This window comes from Polaromonas sp. (assembly GCF_039930745.1).
In the GTDB taxonomy this organism is placed as follows: domain Bacteria; phylum Pseudomonadota; class Gammaproteobacteria; order Burkholderiales; family Burkholderiaceae_C; genus Polaromonas.
Window position 1 is genome coordinate 26,804 of record NZ_JBDTTH010000031.1, and the last position, 15,154, is coordinate 41,957.

Consider the following 15,154-nt stretch of genomic DNA (forward strand, 5'->3'; position numbering starts at 1 on the left):
TGCGCCCCCAAAGTGAGCCATTTGTCACCCCCGGGACCTGAGGCCCTAAAATCCGTTCATGAAAATCCTGATCTGCAACGACGACGGCTACCAGGCCTCCGGCATCATTGCCCTTTACGAAGCGCTCAAGGATATTGCCGATGTGGAAGTAGTCGCTCCCGAGCAGAACAACAGCGCCAAATCGAACGCGCTGACCTTGCACTCGCCGATGTACGTGCAGACGGCGGCCAACGGTTTTCGCTACATCAACGGCACCCCGGCCGACTGCGTGCACATTGCGCTGACCGGCTTGCTCGGTTACCGGCCGGACCTGGTGGTTTCCGGCATCAACAATGGTGCCAACATGGGCGACGACACGATTTACTCGGGCACCGTGGGTGCGGCCATGGAAGGTTATCTCTTCGGTATTCCCTCGATTGCTTTTTCGCAGACCGAAAAAGGCTGGGGCCATATCGAGGTGGCCGGCCGGCGCGCGCGCGACCTGGTGCGCCAGCTCATGCCCTCACTCGAGAAGATTGCCGAAGGTGCACAGCCCACGGTGGCACCCTGGCTGCTCAATGTGAACATTCCCAACCTGCCCGACGAGCAGATCCAGGGCTTCAAGGTTTGCCGGCTGGGCCGGCGTCATGCGGCCGAGCGCGTGATCACGCAGACCAGTCCGCGCGGCGAAACCATGTACTGGATAGGTGGTGCCGGCCCGGCCAAGGAGGAGGGCGAGGGCACCGATTTTTTTGCCACGAAGCAGGGCTTCATTTCGATCACGCCGCTGCAGGTGGACCTCACAGACCATGAGCGCCTGCCCTACTGGGCGCAGACGGCAGCCAAATTGGCGCAGGGCGTTCACGAGGCACCGGCGCAGCACGCGGTGCAGGCGGCATGAAGCTTCCGTTGAAGCCGCCCTTCAGTTCCTCCACCAAGCCCGCTTCGCCTGCGGCTGCCAAACGGCCCGGTTTCCCGGTTCGCCTGGAGCCCGATGCGGGCACGCCTTCTGCCACAAAAAAGGTAGCTGGTCGCGCCCACCCGGAAAGGGCTACAGGCATTATTGACTCCAAGAAGCAGGCCAAGGCGGTGATTCCCGGCGGTGTCGGGCTGGACTCGAGGGCGGTGCGCGCGCGCATGGTGCACAAGCTTGCGGCACAGGGCATCTCGGACGCCCAGGTGCTGGCCGCCATGGGCCATGTCGAGCGCCACCGCTTTGTCGACACGGCGCTGATCAACCAGGCATATGAAGACACCAGCCTGCCCATTGGCCTGGGCCAGACGATTTCCAAGCCCAATGTGGTGGCGCGCATGCTTGAGCTGTTGCGCCAGGGCGCAGCGGGCAAGCTGGGGCGTGTGCTGGAGATCGGTACCGGCTGCGGCTACCAGGCCGCTGTGCTGGGCCAGCTGGCCACCGAGGTCTACAGCATCGAACGGCTACGCGGCCTGCATGACAAGGCGCGCGAGAACCTGCGGGCTTTTCGCCTGGCCAATGTGCACCTGCTGTTCGGTGACGGCATGGCCGGCTATGCCAAAGGCGCGCCGTATGCCGCCATCATCGCGGCTGCCGGCGGCGAAGCGATTCCTCTGGCCTGGGTGGAGCAGCTAGCCGTGGGCGGCCGCCTCGTGGCGCCCATGCACATGGCCGGTGGCGCGCAGGCGCTGGTGGTGCTCGACAAAACCCCACAGGGTGTTACACAGACCGTTCTCGAGGCGGTGCACTTTGTACCTTTAAAATCTGGGACCAGCTGAGCAAAGCAGGAACCCCAAGCTGTTGTTTCATGGCGTATGCCGACGTCAAGGCGCGCAAATAGATACTCGGTAGTTGTAAAAGGTGAATCAAGCAATGAATGAACACGCAGGGTCAGCCACGGCAGTTTCTTTTTCCACGGCTTGTCAGGAGCGCAACCCCCAGGGGCGCACTGGTCGTCTGCTCGTGTCCTGCCTGCTGGCCGTTTCCGTGTTGCTTGTGGCGGCCTGCGGCACCCGAAGTGGTGGCCGCGCACCGGTGGAAGATCGCGGCAACGGCATGGGGCGCCCTCCGGCGGTTGCGGTCGATGCCGCTGGCGTCAAGCAGCTGCCCGGATTCGAGAACGCAGGCAAGCCCGGTTATTACACGGTCAAACCCGGCGACACGCTGATCCGTATCGGGCTGGACACCGGCCAGAACTGGCGTGACATCGGGCGCTGGAGCAACCTGGAGAACCCCAACCTGATCGAAGTCGGCCAGGTGCTGCGCGTGATGCCCCCGGTTGAGAGTTCGGTGGCGGTGTCCCGGCCGGTGACGTCCGGCTCGGTGACCCCGGTCGGCCCTGCACCGGCCGCCAGTGCACCTGCCCAGGCCAGCAGCGCAGCTACCCAGTCCGCCAGCGCTGCAAAGCCGGCGGCGGCCACGCCTCCCGCGGTTGCTGCTGACGAGGAACTCGCGTGGATCTGGCCTGCACAGGGTTCTGTGCTTGCCGGCTTTGACGAAGCGAAGAACAAGGGTGTGGACATCGCCGGCAAGGCCGGCGACCCGGTGATGGCGTCTGCCGACGGCCGCGTGGTGTACGCCGGAGCGGGCCTGCGCGGTTACGGCAACCTGATCATCCTCAAACACAACAACACCTTCCTGACCGCCTATGCGCACAACCAGACGCTGCTGGTCAAGGAGGACCAGTCGGTACGCAAGGGCCAGAAAATTGCCGAGATGGGGGCCAGCGACGCTGACCGTGTGAAGTTGCATTTTGAAATCCGCCGCCAGGGCAAGCCGGTGGACCCGGCGAAATTCCTGCCCACCAAATAAGCAGGCGCCACGCTTCGCATCAAAAGCCTTGCATGCAGGGCTTTTTTCATAGCCTGATGGCAGCCGGTTAATGCATCAAATTGGCCTTCAGCCCTTATGGGTCGGGCGCAAGCAGCTATCAAGTTGGTAGCTGGTCCTGACCAGTGGGGATCTCGTCATAACCGCGGCCCTTGAACTGCAGCAGGTCAATGCCATGGCCAAACGGGTCGGCCAGCCCGGCGATGCGGCCCCAGACGCGCTCTGTCACCGGCTGCTCCAGCACGGCGCCGAGTTGCAGCAGCCGTGCCACAGCCGCGTCGATGTCGTCCACCACAAAGTCCAGATGCAACGGTGTCCAGTGGCGCTGGAAGCTGCGCGTGGCCGCGCTGCCGGCAACCGGGCTGCTGCCTTCGGTTTGCAGCAGCAGGTCGATCGGGCTGCCGGCCCCCAGGAGTTCGACAAAGCCGCTCTGGAAGCGCCGGCCGCATTGCAGACCCAGCCCCCCGGTGTAGAACGCGATGGCGCGCTCCATGTCGTTCACGTCAATGCAGATGCGCAGTTCCATGGTTTGTTTTTCCTATGGGTTGAACATGCCAAAAATCGTAACGCAGCCTGAGACAATGCGGGATGTCCAGAAGAAAACAGCACAACAGGGCGCCAGCAGTGCCGCCGGCCGCACAGGCAGAATACCCGCCCGACCTGCTCATGGTCGAGTCGCTTGACATCGAGGCCCAGGGCATCGCGCACCGCGACGACGGCAAGGTGGTGTTCATCGAAGGTGCGCTGCCGTTTGAGCAGGTCAGTGCCAGCGTCTACCGCAAGAAACCCAGTTTTGAAAAAGCCACGCTGATGGCGGTACTGCGCGAGTCGTCGCAGCGCGTGCGTCCGCAATGCCCGCATTTCGGCCTGCACACCGGCGCCTGCGGCGGCTGCAAGATGCAGCACCTGCACGTGGGGGCGCAGGTAGCGGTGAAGCAGCGTGTGCTGGAAGACAACCTGCGGCACATCGGCAAGCTCAAGGCCGACAATATCCTCCGGCCCATCGAGGGGCCGGCCTGGGGCTACCGCTACCGGGCCCGGCTGTCGGTGCGTTATGTGCGCAAGAAGGGCGAAGTGCTGGTGGGCTTTCACGAGCGCAAGAGCGGCTATGTTGCCGACATGCGCGAATGCCATGTGCTGCCGCGGCACGTGAGCGACTTGCTGCTGCCCCTGCGCGCGCTGATCGCCGGCATGGATGCGAAAGAAACCCTGCCGCAGATCGAGCTGGCCTGCGGCGACACGGTAACGGCCATGGTGCTGCGCCACATGGAGGCGCTGTCTGCGGGAGACCTTGAAAAGCTGCGGGCTTTTGCGCTGGCCCACCCGGGTGTGCAGTGGTGGCTGCAGTCCGGCGGGCTGGAGACGGTCAAGCGGCTTGATGAGGGCGGTGAAGCGCTCAGCTACAGCCTGCCCGAGTTTGGCGTGCTGATGCCTTTCAAGCCTACCGATTTCACCCAGGTCAACCCGCACATCAACCAGGTGCTGGTGTCGCGTGCCCAGCGTTTATTGAATGTCCAGTCGCACGAGCGTGTGATCGACTGGTTTTGCGGGCTTGGCAATTTCACCCTGCCGCTGGCCACCCAGGCGCGCGAGGTGCTGGGCATCGAAGGCAGCGAGGTTCTGGTCGCCCGCTCGCGCGAGAATTATGAATCAAACAAGGCCTCAGTCCAGAAGGGGCGGGCGCTGGCAGCTACCAAATTTGTAGCGCGCAACCTGTTCGAGATGACGCCCGGCATGCTGGTGAAAGACGGCGCTTCCGACAAATGGCTGGTCGATCCGCCGCGCGAAGGCGCGTACGAGCTGTTCAAGGCGCTGGCTGCGCTGCACCAGCAGCTCGTCACCGGCGTGCCTTGCGACGATGCGGGTGGGCAGCAGAACCTGCAGATCGGCGACTGGACACCGCCTGTGCGCATTGTGTACGTGAGCTGCAACCCGGCGACGCTGGCGCGTGATGCCGGTGTGCTGGTCAACGACGCAGGTTACCGTTGCACGGCGGCCGGTGTGGTCAACATGTTTCCGCACACCGCGCATGTGGAGTCGATGGCCGTGTTTGAGCGGGTCCCGGTCGGCACCGGCCAATGAGGGCGTAAAAAAGGCTGCCCGCTATGACAGCGGACAGCCCCGGCCAATCGGCCGTGAATCGGCAGCAACTCAGTGCGTGGCGGCGGCCTTGCCTGGCGTGTGTGCCTTGTAGATGCCCGCATCGGCGGGGCCGCTGACCTCCAGCATGCCGACCAGCCCTTTGCCTGCGCGAGACAGCGCGTGGTCCACCAGCAGGTAACTGCCCGGGTAGTCCACCTTTAACTCGACGATGGTGGCGCCGCCGGGGGCGACCAGCGTGGTCTGCACATCGCGTTTGGGCGAACTGATCGAGCCTTCGCTGTAGACCTTGTCGAAGATTTCGCCGATCACGTGGAAAGACGAGATCTTGTTAGGGCCGCCCACACCGAAGAAAATGCGCACGGTGTCGCCCACATTGGCCGTGAGCTTGTGCTCCTTGGTCAGCGAGCCCACCGCGCCGTTGAAGACGTAGTAGTCGGGCAGCTCGGCCGCCAACTTGTCCAGGTCGAACTCCTGGTGTGTCTTGGCGCCGTGCGGCCGGGTGGTGTACATGTCACCCTGCATCACGTAGTACTCACGGTCCACTTTCGGCAGCCCGCCTTCGGGCTCGACGAGGATCATGCCGTACATGCCGGCCGAGATGTGCTGCGGCACCAGCGGCGTGGCGCAGTGGTACACGTACAGCCCGGCGTTCAGGGCCTTGAAGGTGATGGTTTTTTCCTGGCCGGGGCCGACCTGGGTGTGTTCACCGCCACCGTGACCGCCGGTCACCGCATGCAGGTCGATGGAGTGGATCATCTTGCTGTCGCGCGCATTGGCAAGGGTCAGCTCGATGGTGTCGCCGATGCGGGCGCGCAGCATGGGGCCGGGCACCTTGCGGTCGAAGGTCCAGTAGGTGAAGCTGGTACCGTCGTCAAGCTTGCCGGTCAGTTCGACCGTTTCGATGCGGTACTTCAGGTGCTGGGGCGCGCGGGCACCAATCGGGGCGGGCACGGCGGCCGGGTCCATGGCCACGCTCACCGCGGCTGCATCGGCAGGGCGTGCTGCGGGTGCGGTGTACAGCTCCGCGCCGGGAACGCCCGTGGTTTTCACGGCGGCTTTGGGCGCGCTGGCGATGCTGGTTCCGGCGACCTCAAACACGCCTTCCATGCCGATCTGGCGGTGGCCTGCGATGGTGCAGTAGTAAGTGAACTTGCCGGCCTGCGTGACGGTGAAACGCACGGTGGTTGGGCCACTGGCGGCGTCGAATTTCTGCGACTGAACCTTCAGCTCGGGAATAGCGATGTCGTGCTGGGCTCCTTCGCCGCTTTTGAGGCGTATCTCCACGGTGTCACCCACATTGGCGCGCAGTAACGGGTTGGCCTGGCCGCGGTCGTCGATGAACACCATCTTGCCGTTGACGATGCCGGTTTCGAGCGTGTACTTCTTGACGGCGCCTTTGGTCTGTTCGGCTGCCGCGGCTTGCGATGCGCCGGCCTGGGCTGTCGCCGCCGGTGGTGCCGTCGCGGCATCCACAGTAGTCATGGCCATGGCGGCAGCCAGTGCCAGCAGAGAAAAATTTCTTGAATGACGGGTACGCATACAACCTTCTTTCTTCTTTGAAGACCCCCGGATCTGTATGCCCTGGGGTCTGCGTAAAGTGTAATCAGAAGATGTATTTATAAAGTACCTTTTTAAGGGTTAACACGGAGTTGCTTGATGCAGCGCAAATCGCCTCCGCCCCGGATTGCATGAAAAATTCGGCATCAGCCCACGTGCTGTAAAGATAGTTTGCTACTGAATACGTAGCGTTTTCGGGCCGAGGCTGTTCTGCGCAGGCGTGAAAAAAGGGCCCGAAGGCCCTTTTTGCTGGGTGAAGCGCTTTGCTCAGTCGCGCTCGCCGCCCATGATGCCCAGCAGGGCCAGCAGCGCCTGGAACACGTTGAACAGGTCCAGGTAAAGGCGCACGGTGGCGCTGATGTAGTTGGTCTCGCCGCCGTCCAGGATCTGCTTGAGGTCATACAACATGTAGGCGCTGAAAATGCCGATGACGGCCACCGAGATCGCCATCATGCCAGCGGTGGAGCCAACAAAAACATTGACGATGGCACCCACCATCACGACCAGGGCACCGACAAACAGCCATTTGCCCATGCCGGAGATGTCGCGCTTGATCACGCTGGCCAGCGTGGCCATCACGAAGAACACGCCGGCCGTGCCGCCCATGGCGGTCATGATCAGCTCGCTGCCGTTCCTGAAGCCGAGAATCATGCCGATCATGCGCGAAAGCATCAGGCCCATGAAGAACGTGAAGGCCAGCAGCACCGGCACACCAGCGGCGGAATTTTTGGTTTTCTCGATGGCGAACATGAAGCCGAAGGCGCCGCCCAGGAAGACGATCAGGCCCAGCCCGCCTGTCAACGAGGCCGTGATGCCGGTGGCGACACCTACCCACGCGCCCAGTACCGTGGGCAGCATGCTCAGCGCCAGCAGCCAGTAGGTATTGCGCAAAACCCGGTTGCGCTGCTCAAGCGCGCCAGCGTAGCCATGGTCCAGCGTTTGTACATTGTCATTCATGAGAGTCTTCTCCATTAGGGGCCCGCATATGCGGGCACTGTCATTTTAGGGGCATGCTGCGCTTTTCAAGCACTTGACCCTGTTCACTGCCTACTTTTTGTCAGGGTTCTTCATGTCGCCGCAGTGGTAATAGGACTCCGGCGCCGCCGCAAAGTTGCGTATGCTTGCGGCTTTGCTCCTACAAAACCTGGAAAACATGAAATCAAAAGCCGTGCTGGAATTTTCCGATGTGCAGACCATCGCCGCCGCCGCCGCCGCAGAGGCAAAGGCCAACAACTGGGCTGTCACCATTGCCATCGTTGACGATGGCGGCCATTTGCTGCATCTGCAGCGCCTCGATGGCGCAGCACCGCTTTCCACCCATATTGCGCCGGCCAAGGCCAACACCGCCGCCATGGGTCGTCGCGAAAGCAAGGTCTATGAAGACATGGTCAATGGCGGGCGTTTCTCTTTCCTGAGCGCGCCTGACCTCAAGGGCCTGCTCGAAGGCGGCGTGCCCATCCTGAAAGATGGCCAATGCCTGGGTGCTGTCGGTGTCAGCGGCGTGAAGTCCAGCGAAGATGCGCAGATTGCGCGCGCCGGCATCGCGGCCATTGGGCTGTAAGCTCTTTGTGGCTCTTTGTGGCTCTTTGTGGGAAATTGAATTGCTATTGAATTTATAGCCACCTGTGTCCACTATATAAGGGCTGCAAGCTGTTTTGAATGAAAAAGCCGACACTCAGGTCGGCTTTTTCATTTTGTCGCGCGGTTGGGGAAGAAAAAAAGCCTGGCTAATACAACTGCCCGAAAGCGGCCGGCTGGCTGGCAAAAACGACCTGTGAGACCCGTGAGGGCCCCGGATCGTCCCACGATGAAACTGGTTGGGCTTATTTGGTCAGTATGAGTTTGCCCAAGCGCGTCGCCTGCAGGCGGTAGGTGGAGCCGTTGTGCACGATGTCCACGGCCTTCTGGCCGCGCAGCAGCTCGGTGCTGTCAACCACACAGCTCGAGTCGCTGCGGCTGGCGGGTGCTGCTGCCTCTGGCTGGCCATTGTGGCTGGAAGGCTGGCTCAGGGTGGAGGAGGCAGGCAGGGCGAAGGACATGTTGTTTACCTGGTGAAGTGTCGTTATCGTAATGATAATGATTCTCAATTAAAAGTCAACACAAGCACGGCGATTTTCCGTAAATCTTTGTGGGGGTGAGGCCGAAAACGCTGGATAAAGGCGCAGAAAAAAAGCCTGGCGCCATGCTGGCGGCCGGGCTTTCGCAGAAGGGGCAATTCCGCGCTCAGGGCGTGACCGGCTCGGTGATGAAGCCGATCTTGCGCAATCCGGCCTGCTGCGCCGCAGCCATGGCCTGGGCCACACGTTCGTAGCGCACCGATTTGTCGCCGCGTATATGAAGCTCGGGTTGCGGCTCCTGCGCGGCGGCCGCCTGGAAGCGGGGTGCCAGATCGAGGTCTTCTATTTTTGCTTCGTTGAGGTAATAGGCGCCGTCTGCGTCCACGGTCAGCCGCACGGTTTCCGGCTTGACGTTTTGCGCCTCGTTGGTGGCACGCGGCAAATCGATGTTGATCGAATGTTTCATCACCGGCACGGTGATGATGAAGATGATCAGCAGCACCAGCATCACGTCGACCAGCGGCGTCATGTTGATCTCGTTCATCACCTCGTCGGTGTCGTCTTGTGTTCCAAAGGCCATGATGGATCCTTTTGCCTGCTCAGGCTTTTTTCATGGGCACGACATTCGCCTGCCCACTGGTGCCGACGCGCGCACCCGTCACAAAGTAGGCATGCAGGTCATGGGCAAAACGGTTGAGCTTGTGCAGCACACCCTTGTTGCCGCGCACCAGCGCGTTGTAGCCCAGCACCGCCGGAATGGCAACCGCCAGGCCCAGCGCCGTCATGATCAGCGCCTCGCCGATGGGGCCGGCGACCTTGTCGATGGTGGCCTGGCCTGCCGTGCCTATGGCCAGCAGGGCGTGGTAAATCCCCCAGACCGTTCCGAACAGGCCGATGAAGGGCGCTGTTGAGCCGACCGAGGCGAGGATGGCCAGGCCCGATTGCAGGCGCGAAGTGAACTCGTCAATGGTGTTGCGCAGGCTGCGCGTGACCCAGTCGCTCACGTCCAGCGTGTCGTGCAGGTGCGCCTTGGTGTTGCGGTGGTGGGCGGTAGCTTCGCGGCCTTCAATGGCCAGCTGGCGGAAGGGGTTGGACGGGTCGTTGCCCAGCCTGGTCAGGCCGGCGGCGAAGTCTTCGCTGTGCCAGAAATCTTCGGCGTTGCGGGCAATCTTCTTGTACTTGAGCACGTCCAGCGTCTTGATGATGATGACCATCCAGGACGCCAGCGACATGCCGATCAGCAGCAACGCCACCGCACGCGTGACGAAGTCGCCCTGCGTCCAGACGTTCATCAGGCCAAATTGTGAATTCATGAGTTACTCCAGAACAAAATTAATCGGGGCTTTGAGCAGGAACTGGGTGTCTTCATTGACACCGGCCCGCCGGAAAGGGGTGACCTGCGAGGCCAGCACGGCTTCGCGTGCTGCACGGTCTAGACGCTCGAAGCCGCTGGACTTGAAGACCTCGGCACGTTTGGCATGGCCGGCAGTGCTGTAGTAGACGGCAATGATGACCACGCCGGACTCGCCGCTGCGTTTGCTGAGCGCCGGGTAGACCGGTTTGGGCGGGCGGATGTATTCGGTTTCGCCCTGCGTGATTTCCACCAGGCGCGCTGGCGCAGACGGGGCCGGCGGTGCGGGAGCTGGCGCCACCGGAGCCAGAACAGGAGGCGCAGGCGGCTGCGGCTCGATCACGCCGGTGGGCGCGCGCGGCGTGGGCACCGGGTCGGGAATCGCCACGGGCATGGGCGGCGGCGGAAGCTTGGGCTTTTTGGGAGCCGGTTTGGGCGGAGGGGGCGGCGGCGCTACCTTGGGCGGCTCGATCTCGATGATGTGCGTCAGTATTTCAGCAGGCACCACGTGTTGCACGGCGCGGCGCAGCAGGCCGTTTTGCATCGCCCACAGCACGGCCACGTGGAAAACAACCACGCTGACGGCAATAACAAGGTTGCGGCTGATCGGCAATCGCACGGGAGTTGCAGGGGATGAAAGGGCGTCGGAGCCCGGAATGGCGGAAGCGTTCATCGGAAGTCTAGTGGATACAGGCGGGAGAACGCAGCGTGCGCGGGGACGGCGAAAGCCGTGTTAGCGGCGAAAGATCCACCACAGCGGGCCGATCACCAGGATCAGACTGCCGGCGAAGCTTGCAAAAAGGGTGAGGGAGGATTCCATGCGCTGCCTTCCAGAGGGTTGGTGGCGAGCTTGATATGGGCTGTCGGGCAACTGCCGTTGCACTGCGCAACAACGTCGCGCGCGCAGCCTTCGCACTGGCCGCACTGGGTGGCGACACCCAGTTCGAACTGGATCTCGTCAAAACCCAGGCCGGCACGGGCGTGGCGGGCGATTTCGCGGTCGGAGATTCGGCGACAGACACAGACGATCATGGGATTGGCTTGCTGGTGATTAAATCGATGACCCGAGTATAAATGCGAATCTGTCGCATTTGCAATCATTCTCTTCTTTTATCCACGAAGTCCTGCGACATCTTTGGGGATTCGCAATAAAAAATGGCGCTACTCCTTGCCAGCATTACTCCGTCAGCTATCAATAAAGGAGCGTTTGAAGACGGCTGGGGCGTCGCGTGCAAGGCCATGCGCGGCGAAGGGAGAAAGGTGAAACGAAAGAGGGATCAGACCTCGGCCCACATCCTCAGCAGGTTGTGGTAACAGCCGGTCAGACTGACCACTTCCGGGCTTTCGGCGGCCCCCACAGGCTTGTTCGCTGCCTGCTGTAGCTCCTTCCGGCGCAGGGCCGTGATGGCCATGTCCATGTCGTACAGCAGGCGGCGCTGGGCATCCTGCCGGACCATGCTTTCAATCCAGAAAAAGCAGGCCAGGCGTTCCCCGCGGGTCACGGGCTCCACACGGTGCACCGAGCTGCCCGGGTACATCACGAGGTCGCCCGCCTCGAACTTGATACGCTGCGCGCCATAGGTGTCCTGCACCACCAGTTCGCCACCGTCGTAGCTGGCCGGGTCGCTGAGAAACAGCGTGCAGGAGATATCGGTGCGCACATGCCGCGCGCTGGCGGCATGGGTGCGCACGGCGTTGTCGATGTGGTCGCCGAAGTGGTTGCTCTCGCCGCCATAACGGTTGAACAGCGGGGGGTAAACCGATTTGGGCAAAGCTCCGGTCACAAACATCGGGTTGCGCGCGAGCGCCACCGACACCATTTGCCGCGCCTGCTGCGCGGCGGGCAACTCTTCGGGCAACTGGCGGTTGTTCTTGACGCCGGCGCTCTGGCTGCCGGCCGTGACGCGGCCATCGGTCCAGTCGGCGGTAAGAATGAGCTGTCGGACCTGTGCAAGTTCATCTGGCTGGAGGGCTTGAGGAATGCGAAGGAGCATGGCAGTGATATCCAAAGGGAACCGGGCCGTCCACCGATGGCGGACTGCCCGAAGTTTAAGCGCCCTTGAACGGTGCGGCGCTCAGAATTTGCTTGTCAGCGTGACTCGCACTGCGCGTGCGTCACCCGGCGCCGCAAAACCGCGGTACAGGGTGTTGTAGTAGACCTTGTCAAACAGGTTGTCGATGTTGAGCTTGACAGTGTTGTCGGCGTTGATGCGGTACTCCACCAATGCGTCGGCCTTGACATAGCCGGGCGCCCGGTTGTCGGTGGTCACGCTGTTGGCTGGTTTGTTCTGGCTCACGGCGGTGAGGCCGCCGCCTACGCGCCATTTGCTGTCCACGCGGTAGGTGGTGAACAAGGTGGCCTGGCGGCTCGGACTCAGCCCCGGGTTCTGGCCGACCTCGGCCTGGCCGGCAGCGTTCGAGCCGGACTTGTCGATCACGGCTTTCAAAAAGCCGATGCCCGCAAAAATGTCCCACTGTGGTGTGATGCGGCCGGCGATCTCGAACTCCAGCGCGTCTGTGTGGCGTTGGCCCGAGAGCAGGTAGGAGTTGTTGGCGGTGTCGATGTCGGTGTTGCGCTCGTTGTACTTGTCAGTGCGGGCAAGCGCGGTGCGCAGCGACAGGTCGCCGTCATAGAGTTCCCATTTAGCGCCGATTTCCATGTTGCGGCTGCTTTCGGGCGGCGTGTTGGCGGAGCGCGGGTCGTACTGGTAGAGGTCGCCTGAGGTGTTGAACGAGGTGCCCCAGGCCGCGTAGTAGCTGGCTTCCTCGGTCGGCTGGTACATCAGGCCCAGGCGCTTGCTCAGCAGGCTGTCCGAGCGCGACAGCGGGGTATTGTTGGGGGCTGTGTTGCCCGAGCGGTCGAAGTCCCCCCGGAACTGGTCCACACGCAGCCCGCCCACCAGCTTCCACTGGGGTGTCAGTTCAATCGTGTCCTGCATGTACAGGCCCAGCGTGGTCGCCTTGAAGGATGTGGCCACGCGCTCGGTCAGGTTGCCGCTGATGCCGGTGCTGTCCGGGTTGCCTGCGGTGGTGGGCGGTTTGGCTGTGACCAGCGACGGATAGGTGGAACGGCTGGAGTTCTCCACCGCGTATTCGGCGCCCAGCAAAATGCTGTTCTTGCGGCCGAACCATGAGGTTGTGGTCAGGTAGTCACTTTGCAGGAAAGTGTGGTGTTCTTCGCCGGCCTTGGCGTTGGTGCGCCGGTTCACCACGGTGCTGTCGTTGATATTGGCCACCGTGGTGCCGGCCGCGAAGCTCGATTGCGTGGCCCACATGGAGCGTGAATAGTAGCCGTCGCGCACGGTTGTCTTCAGGCTGCTGCCGTCACTCCAGCGATGGGTGTGCGACAGGGTCAGCGCATCGGCCTTGTCTTTCTGGAAGTCACTGTCCAGGCCGTACCAGTAGCGGTTGGTGGGCGCCGGAGCCGGACGGTTCTCGAGCCAGGCAAAGCCCCAGTCGGGCTTGTCGTTGTAGTTCAGGTGGTAGTAGCTGATCTCGAACTCGTTGGCCGTGCCTATGCCGAGACGGTAGTCCAGCGCCAGGCCGCGGCGATGGGTGGATGCGCCGGCGTTGTCGCCGCGGCCCTCGCCGTCGGTGGCCATGGCGTTGATGCGCAGGGCGGCGTCTCCCTCAAGCTTGAAGTTAAAGTCGCCCTGGTAGCGCTGGTAACCATCGGTGCCGACCGTGGCATTGACCTCGTGCTCGGTGATCATGCGCGCCTGCTTGCTGACCTGGTTGATCACGCCGCCGGTGGAGCCGCGGCCGAACAGCATGGACGCCGCGCCGCGCAGCACTTCCACGCGGTCCACGTTGAAGAGATCGCGGTTGTACTGCGCAATGTCGCGCATGCCGTCCTGGTAGATGTCGCCGGCCGCGCTGAAGCCGCGCAGGCGGATGTTGTCGCCGACGCGCCCGCCTTCCCCGGCCTCGAAGGTGATGCCGACGACATTTTCCAGTGCGCCCTTGAAGCTGTCCTTGCCTTGGTCGTGGATCAGTTTTTCATTGACCACGGTCAATGATTGCGGAATGTCCTTGGCGGGCACCGGCACCTTGCCGACGCTGGTGACGCCGCTCTGGTAGGTTTGTGCGGCACGGTCGCGCGGGGCGATCACGGTCACCGGGGCCAGGGTGTTGTCGCTGGCCGATGCGGCCGCCGGCGCATCCGTGGCGCCGCCTGGCGGGGTCTGGGCCCAGCCGGCCATGGAAACCGCGAGCATCAACGCACCCAGGGGCAGTACAGCCTTTTCGGACGATGGCAATGCGCTGGAGCCAGTTGCGGAAGGCGCGGAAGCCGCAAGGGTGCGGCTACGGGATGGTTTGCTGCGCGCAGCGCGCGTCTTGGGTTGGGGAAAACGTGCCAAGTGGCCTCCAGGCAGGGTCCCGCCGGATCGGCGTGGAATGGTTTGAGTCGTTGGCTTGGCTCGGCAGTTCCTGGCGGATGCGAGCTGGCTGGTCAGGTGTCGCAGCGAGTGTATATCAAATGATAATGATTCGTAATAACTTGCAAGCGAAAATGCCTGTTTTCTTTACCCCGCCACGCGGGCGTGGCGAAAAGGGAACAGGAAAGGGTGGGTCTCCTGACCTTGCCGGGGCCCGGGGAGGGCGCCGAAAGCTCCGGCGTTGCGGGTTTTTCAGTGACGCCGGAACAGCTGGATCTTGTGTTCCTGCGCGACCGGCGCCGGCTTAAAGGCATTGCTGCTGCAACTGCCGCAGCCCGAGCCGCAACCGGACGGCTGCTGCACCAGCGCCTGCAGGCGTGCGGACGCCTGCAGGCGCGGGAAGCGGGACATCAGCGCGGCGGCCGCGTGTCGCTTGATGCCGGCCGGCATCAGGCGCCAGAGGGAATACGCCGTGCACAGCGCGACCACGGCATATACCAGCAGGGATTGCAGAAGCTGGACGGTCATGTCGTCAGCGCCAGCGCGACGCGGTAGGTGACAAACGAGGCGGCGTAGGCCAGCCCGAACAGGTAGGCGGCCATCAGCAGCGGGTAGCGCCAGGAATTGGTTTCGCGCTTGACGACGGCCAGCGTCGAGATGCACTGCGGCGCAAACACATACCAGGCCAGCAGTGAATACGCCGTTGCGATGGACCAGCTCTGCGCGATCAGCGGGCTCAGGGCCGCGGCGGCATTGTCACCAGCGGCTGACAGGGAGTAGACCGTGCCGAGCGCACCTACTGCCACTTCGCGCGCGGCCATGCCGGGGACCAGCGCAATCGAGATCTGCCAGTTGAAACCAATCGGCGCGAAGACGACTTCGAGCGCCTTGCCAATCATGCCGGCAAAGCTGTACTGGATCGCCG

The 15,154-nt window shown here is 62.8% G+C and carries 17 protein-coding genes; 5 read left to right on the plus strand and 12 right to left on the minus strand.

The window, feature by feature from the left end; all coding sequences use genetic code 11:
- The first annotated feature begins 58 nt into the window (after positions 1–58).
- From surE to ABI660_RS11720, 3 genes are all read left to right on the plus strand, one after another.
- Positions 59–880 carry a 5'/3'-nucleotidase SurE gene (gene surE, locus ABI660_RS11710; RefSeq protein WP_348068126.1) on the plus strand — a complete coding sequence of 274 codons (822 nt, stop codon included), beginning with the start codon at positions 59–61 and terminating at the stop codon, positions 878–880.
- Positions 877–1,731 (plus strand): protein-L-isoaspartate(D-aspartate) O-methyltransferase, encoded by an 855-nt coding sequence (locus ABI660_RS11715; protein WP_348068128.1) that lies wholly within the window; start codon positions 877–879, stop codon positions 1,729–1,731. Before surE ends, ABI660_RS11715 begins: the two co-directional genes overlap by 4 nt.
- Before the next feature lie 94 nt (positions 1,732–1,825).
- Positions 1,826–2,764, plus strand: coding sequence for a peptidoglycan DD-metalloendopeptidase family protein (locus ABI660_RS11720; protein WP_348068130.1), 939 nt, complete (start codon positions 1,826–1,828; stop codon positions 2,762–2,764).
- A 118-nt stretch (positions 2,765–2,882) separates the two neighbouring features.
- Here ABI660_RS11720 and ABI660_RS11725 read toward each other — a convergent pair whose 3' ends face one another.
- Positions 2,883–3,308 carry a VOC family protein gene (locus tag ABI660_RS11725; protein ID WP_348068132.1) on the minus strand — a complete coding sequence of 142 codons (426 nt, stop codon included), beginning with the start codon at positions 3,306–3,308 and terminating at the stop codon, positions 2,883–2,885.
- Positions 3,309–3,370: 62 nt separating this feature from the next.
- Here ABI660_RS11725 and rlmD point away from each other — a divergent pair, with 62 nt between their 5' ends.
- Positions 3,371–4,864 carry a 23S rRNA (uracil(1939)-C(5))-methyltransferase RlmD gene (gene rlmD, locus ABI660_RS11730; RefSeq protein ID WP_348068134.1) on the plus strand — a complete coding sequence of 498 codons (1,494 nt, stop codon included), beginning with the start codon at positions 3,371–3,373 and terminating at the stop codon, positions 4,862–4,864.
- Positions 4,865–4,933: 69 nt separating this feature from the next.
- On the opposite strand, the gene nirK is transcribed toward rlmD, so the two are convergent.
- The gene (nirK, locus tag ABI660_RS11735; protein ID WP_348068136.1) at positions 4,934–6,424 is read right to left on the minus strand and encodes a copper-containing nitrite reductase; all 1,491 of its coding nucleotides are present in this window, start codon (positions 6,422–6,424) and stop codon (positions 4,934–4,936) included.
- 285 nt (positions 6,425–6,709) lie between these two features.
- Positions 6,710–7,399: a Bax inhibitor-1/YccA family protein gene (locus ABI660_RS11740; protein ID WP_348068138.1), complete on the minus strand. Its 690-nt coding sequence runs from the start codon at positions 7,397–7,399 to the stop codon at positions 6,710–6,712.
- A gap of 196 nt (positions 7,400–7,595) precedes the next feature.
- Here ABI660_RS11740 and ABI660_RS11745 point away from each other — a divergent pair, with 196 nt between their 5' ends.
- Positions 7,596–8,003 (plus strand): heme-binding protein, encoded by a 408-nt coding sequence (locus ABI660_RS11745; protein ID WP_348068140.1) that lies wholly within the window; start codon positions 7,596–7,598, stop codon positions 8,001–8,003.
- A gap of 262 nt (positions 8,004–8,265) precedes the next feature.
- Here the strand turns inward: ABI660_RS11745 and ABI660_RS11750 are convergent, their stop codons facing one another.
- From ABI660_RS11750 to ABI660_RS11790, 9 genes are all read right to left on the minus strand, one after another.
- The gene (locus ABI660_RS11750) at positions 8,266–8,481 is read right to left on the minus strand and encodes a hemin uptake protein HemP (RefSeq protein ID WP_348068142.1); all 216 of its coding nucleotides are present in this window, start codon (positions 8,479–8,481) and stop codon (positions 8,266–8,268) included.
- A 184-nt stretch (positions 8,482–8,665) separates the two neighbouring features.
- Positions 8,666–9,079 (minus strand): biopolymer transporter ExbD, encoded by a 414-nt coding sequence (locus tag ABI660_RS11755; RefSeq protein ID WP_348068144.1) that lies wholly within the window; start codon positions 9,077–9,079, stop codon positions 8,666–8,668.
- 19 nt (positions 9,080–9,098) lie between these two features.
- On the minus strand, positions 9,099–9,812 hold the full coding sequence (locus ABI660_RS11760) for a MotA/TolQ/ExbB proton channel family protein (protein ID WP_348068146.1): 714 nt from the start codon (positions 9,810–9,812) through the stop codon (positions 9,099–9,101).
- A 3-nt stretch (positions 9,813–9,815) separates the two neighbouring features.
- Positions 9,816–10,523, minus strand: coding sequence for an energy transducer TonB (locus ABI660_RS11765; RefSeq protein ID WP_348068148.1), 708 nt, complete (start codon positions 10,521–10,523; stop codon positions 9,816–9,818).
- A 101-nt stretch (positions 10,524–10,624) separates the two neighbouring features.
- A complete protein-coding gene (locus ABI660_RS11770) occupies positions 10,625–10,882 on the minus strand; it encodes a (2Fe-2S)-binding protein (protein WP_348068150.1) in 258 nt (85 codons plus the stop codon).
- Between the two features lie 245 nt (positions 10,883–11,127).
- On the minus strand, positions 11,128–11,844 hold the full coding sequence (locus tag ABI660_RS11775; RefSeq protein WP_348068152.1) for a Fe2+-dependent dioxygenase: 717 nt from the start codon (positions 11,842–11,844) through the stop codon (positions 11,128–11,130).
- An 81-nt stretch (positions 11,845–11,925) separates the two neighbouring features.
- The gene (locus ABI660_RS11780) at positions 11,926–14,211 is read right to left on the minus strand and encodes a TonB-dependent siderophore receptor (protein ID WP_348068154.1); all 2,286 of its coding nucleotides are present in this window, start codon (positions 14,209–14,211) and stop codon (positions 11,926–11,928) included.
- 270 nt (positions 14,212–14,481) lie between these two features.
- Positions 14,482–14,757 carry a DUF6587 family protein gene (locus ABI660_RS11785; RefSeq protein ID WP_348068156.1) on the minus strand — a complete coding sequence of 92 codons (276 nt, stop codon included), beginning with the start codon at positions 14,755–14,757 and terminating at the stop codon, positions 14,482–14,484.
- On the minus strand, positions 14,754–15,154 hold a 401-nt coding region (locus tag ABI660_RS11790), incomplete at its 5' end, for a nucleoside recognition domain-containing protein (protein ID WP_348068158.1). The genes ABI660_RS11785 and ABI660_RS11790, both read right to left, overlap by 4 nt.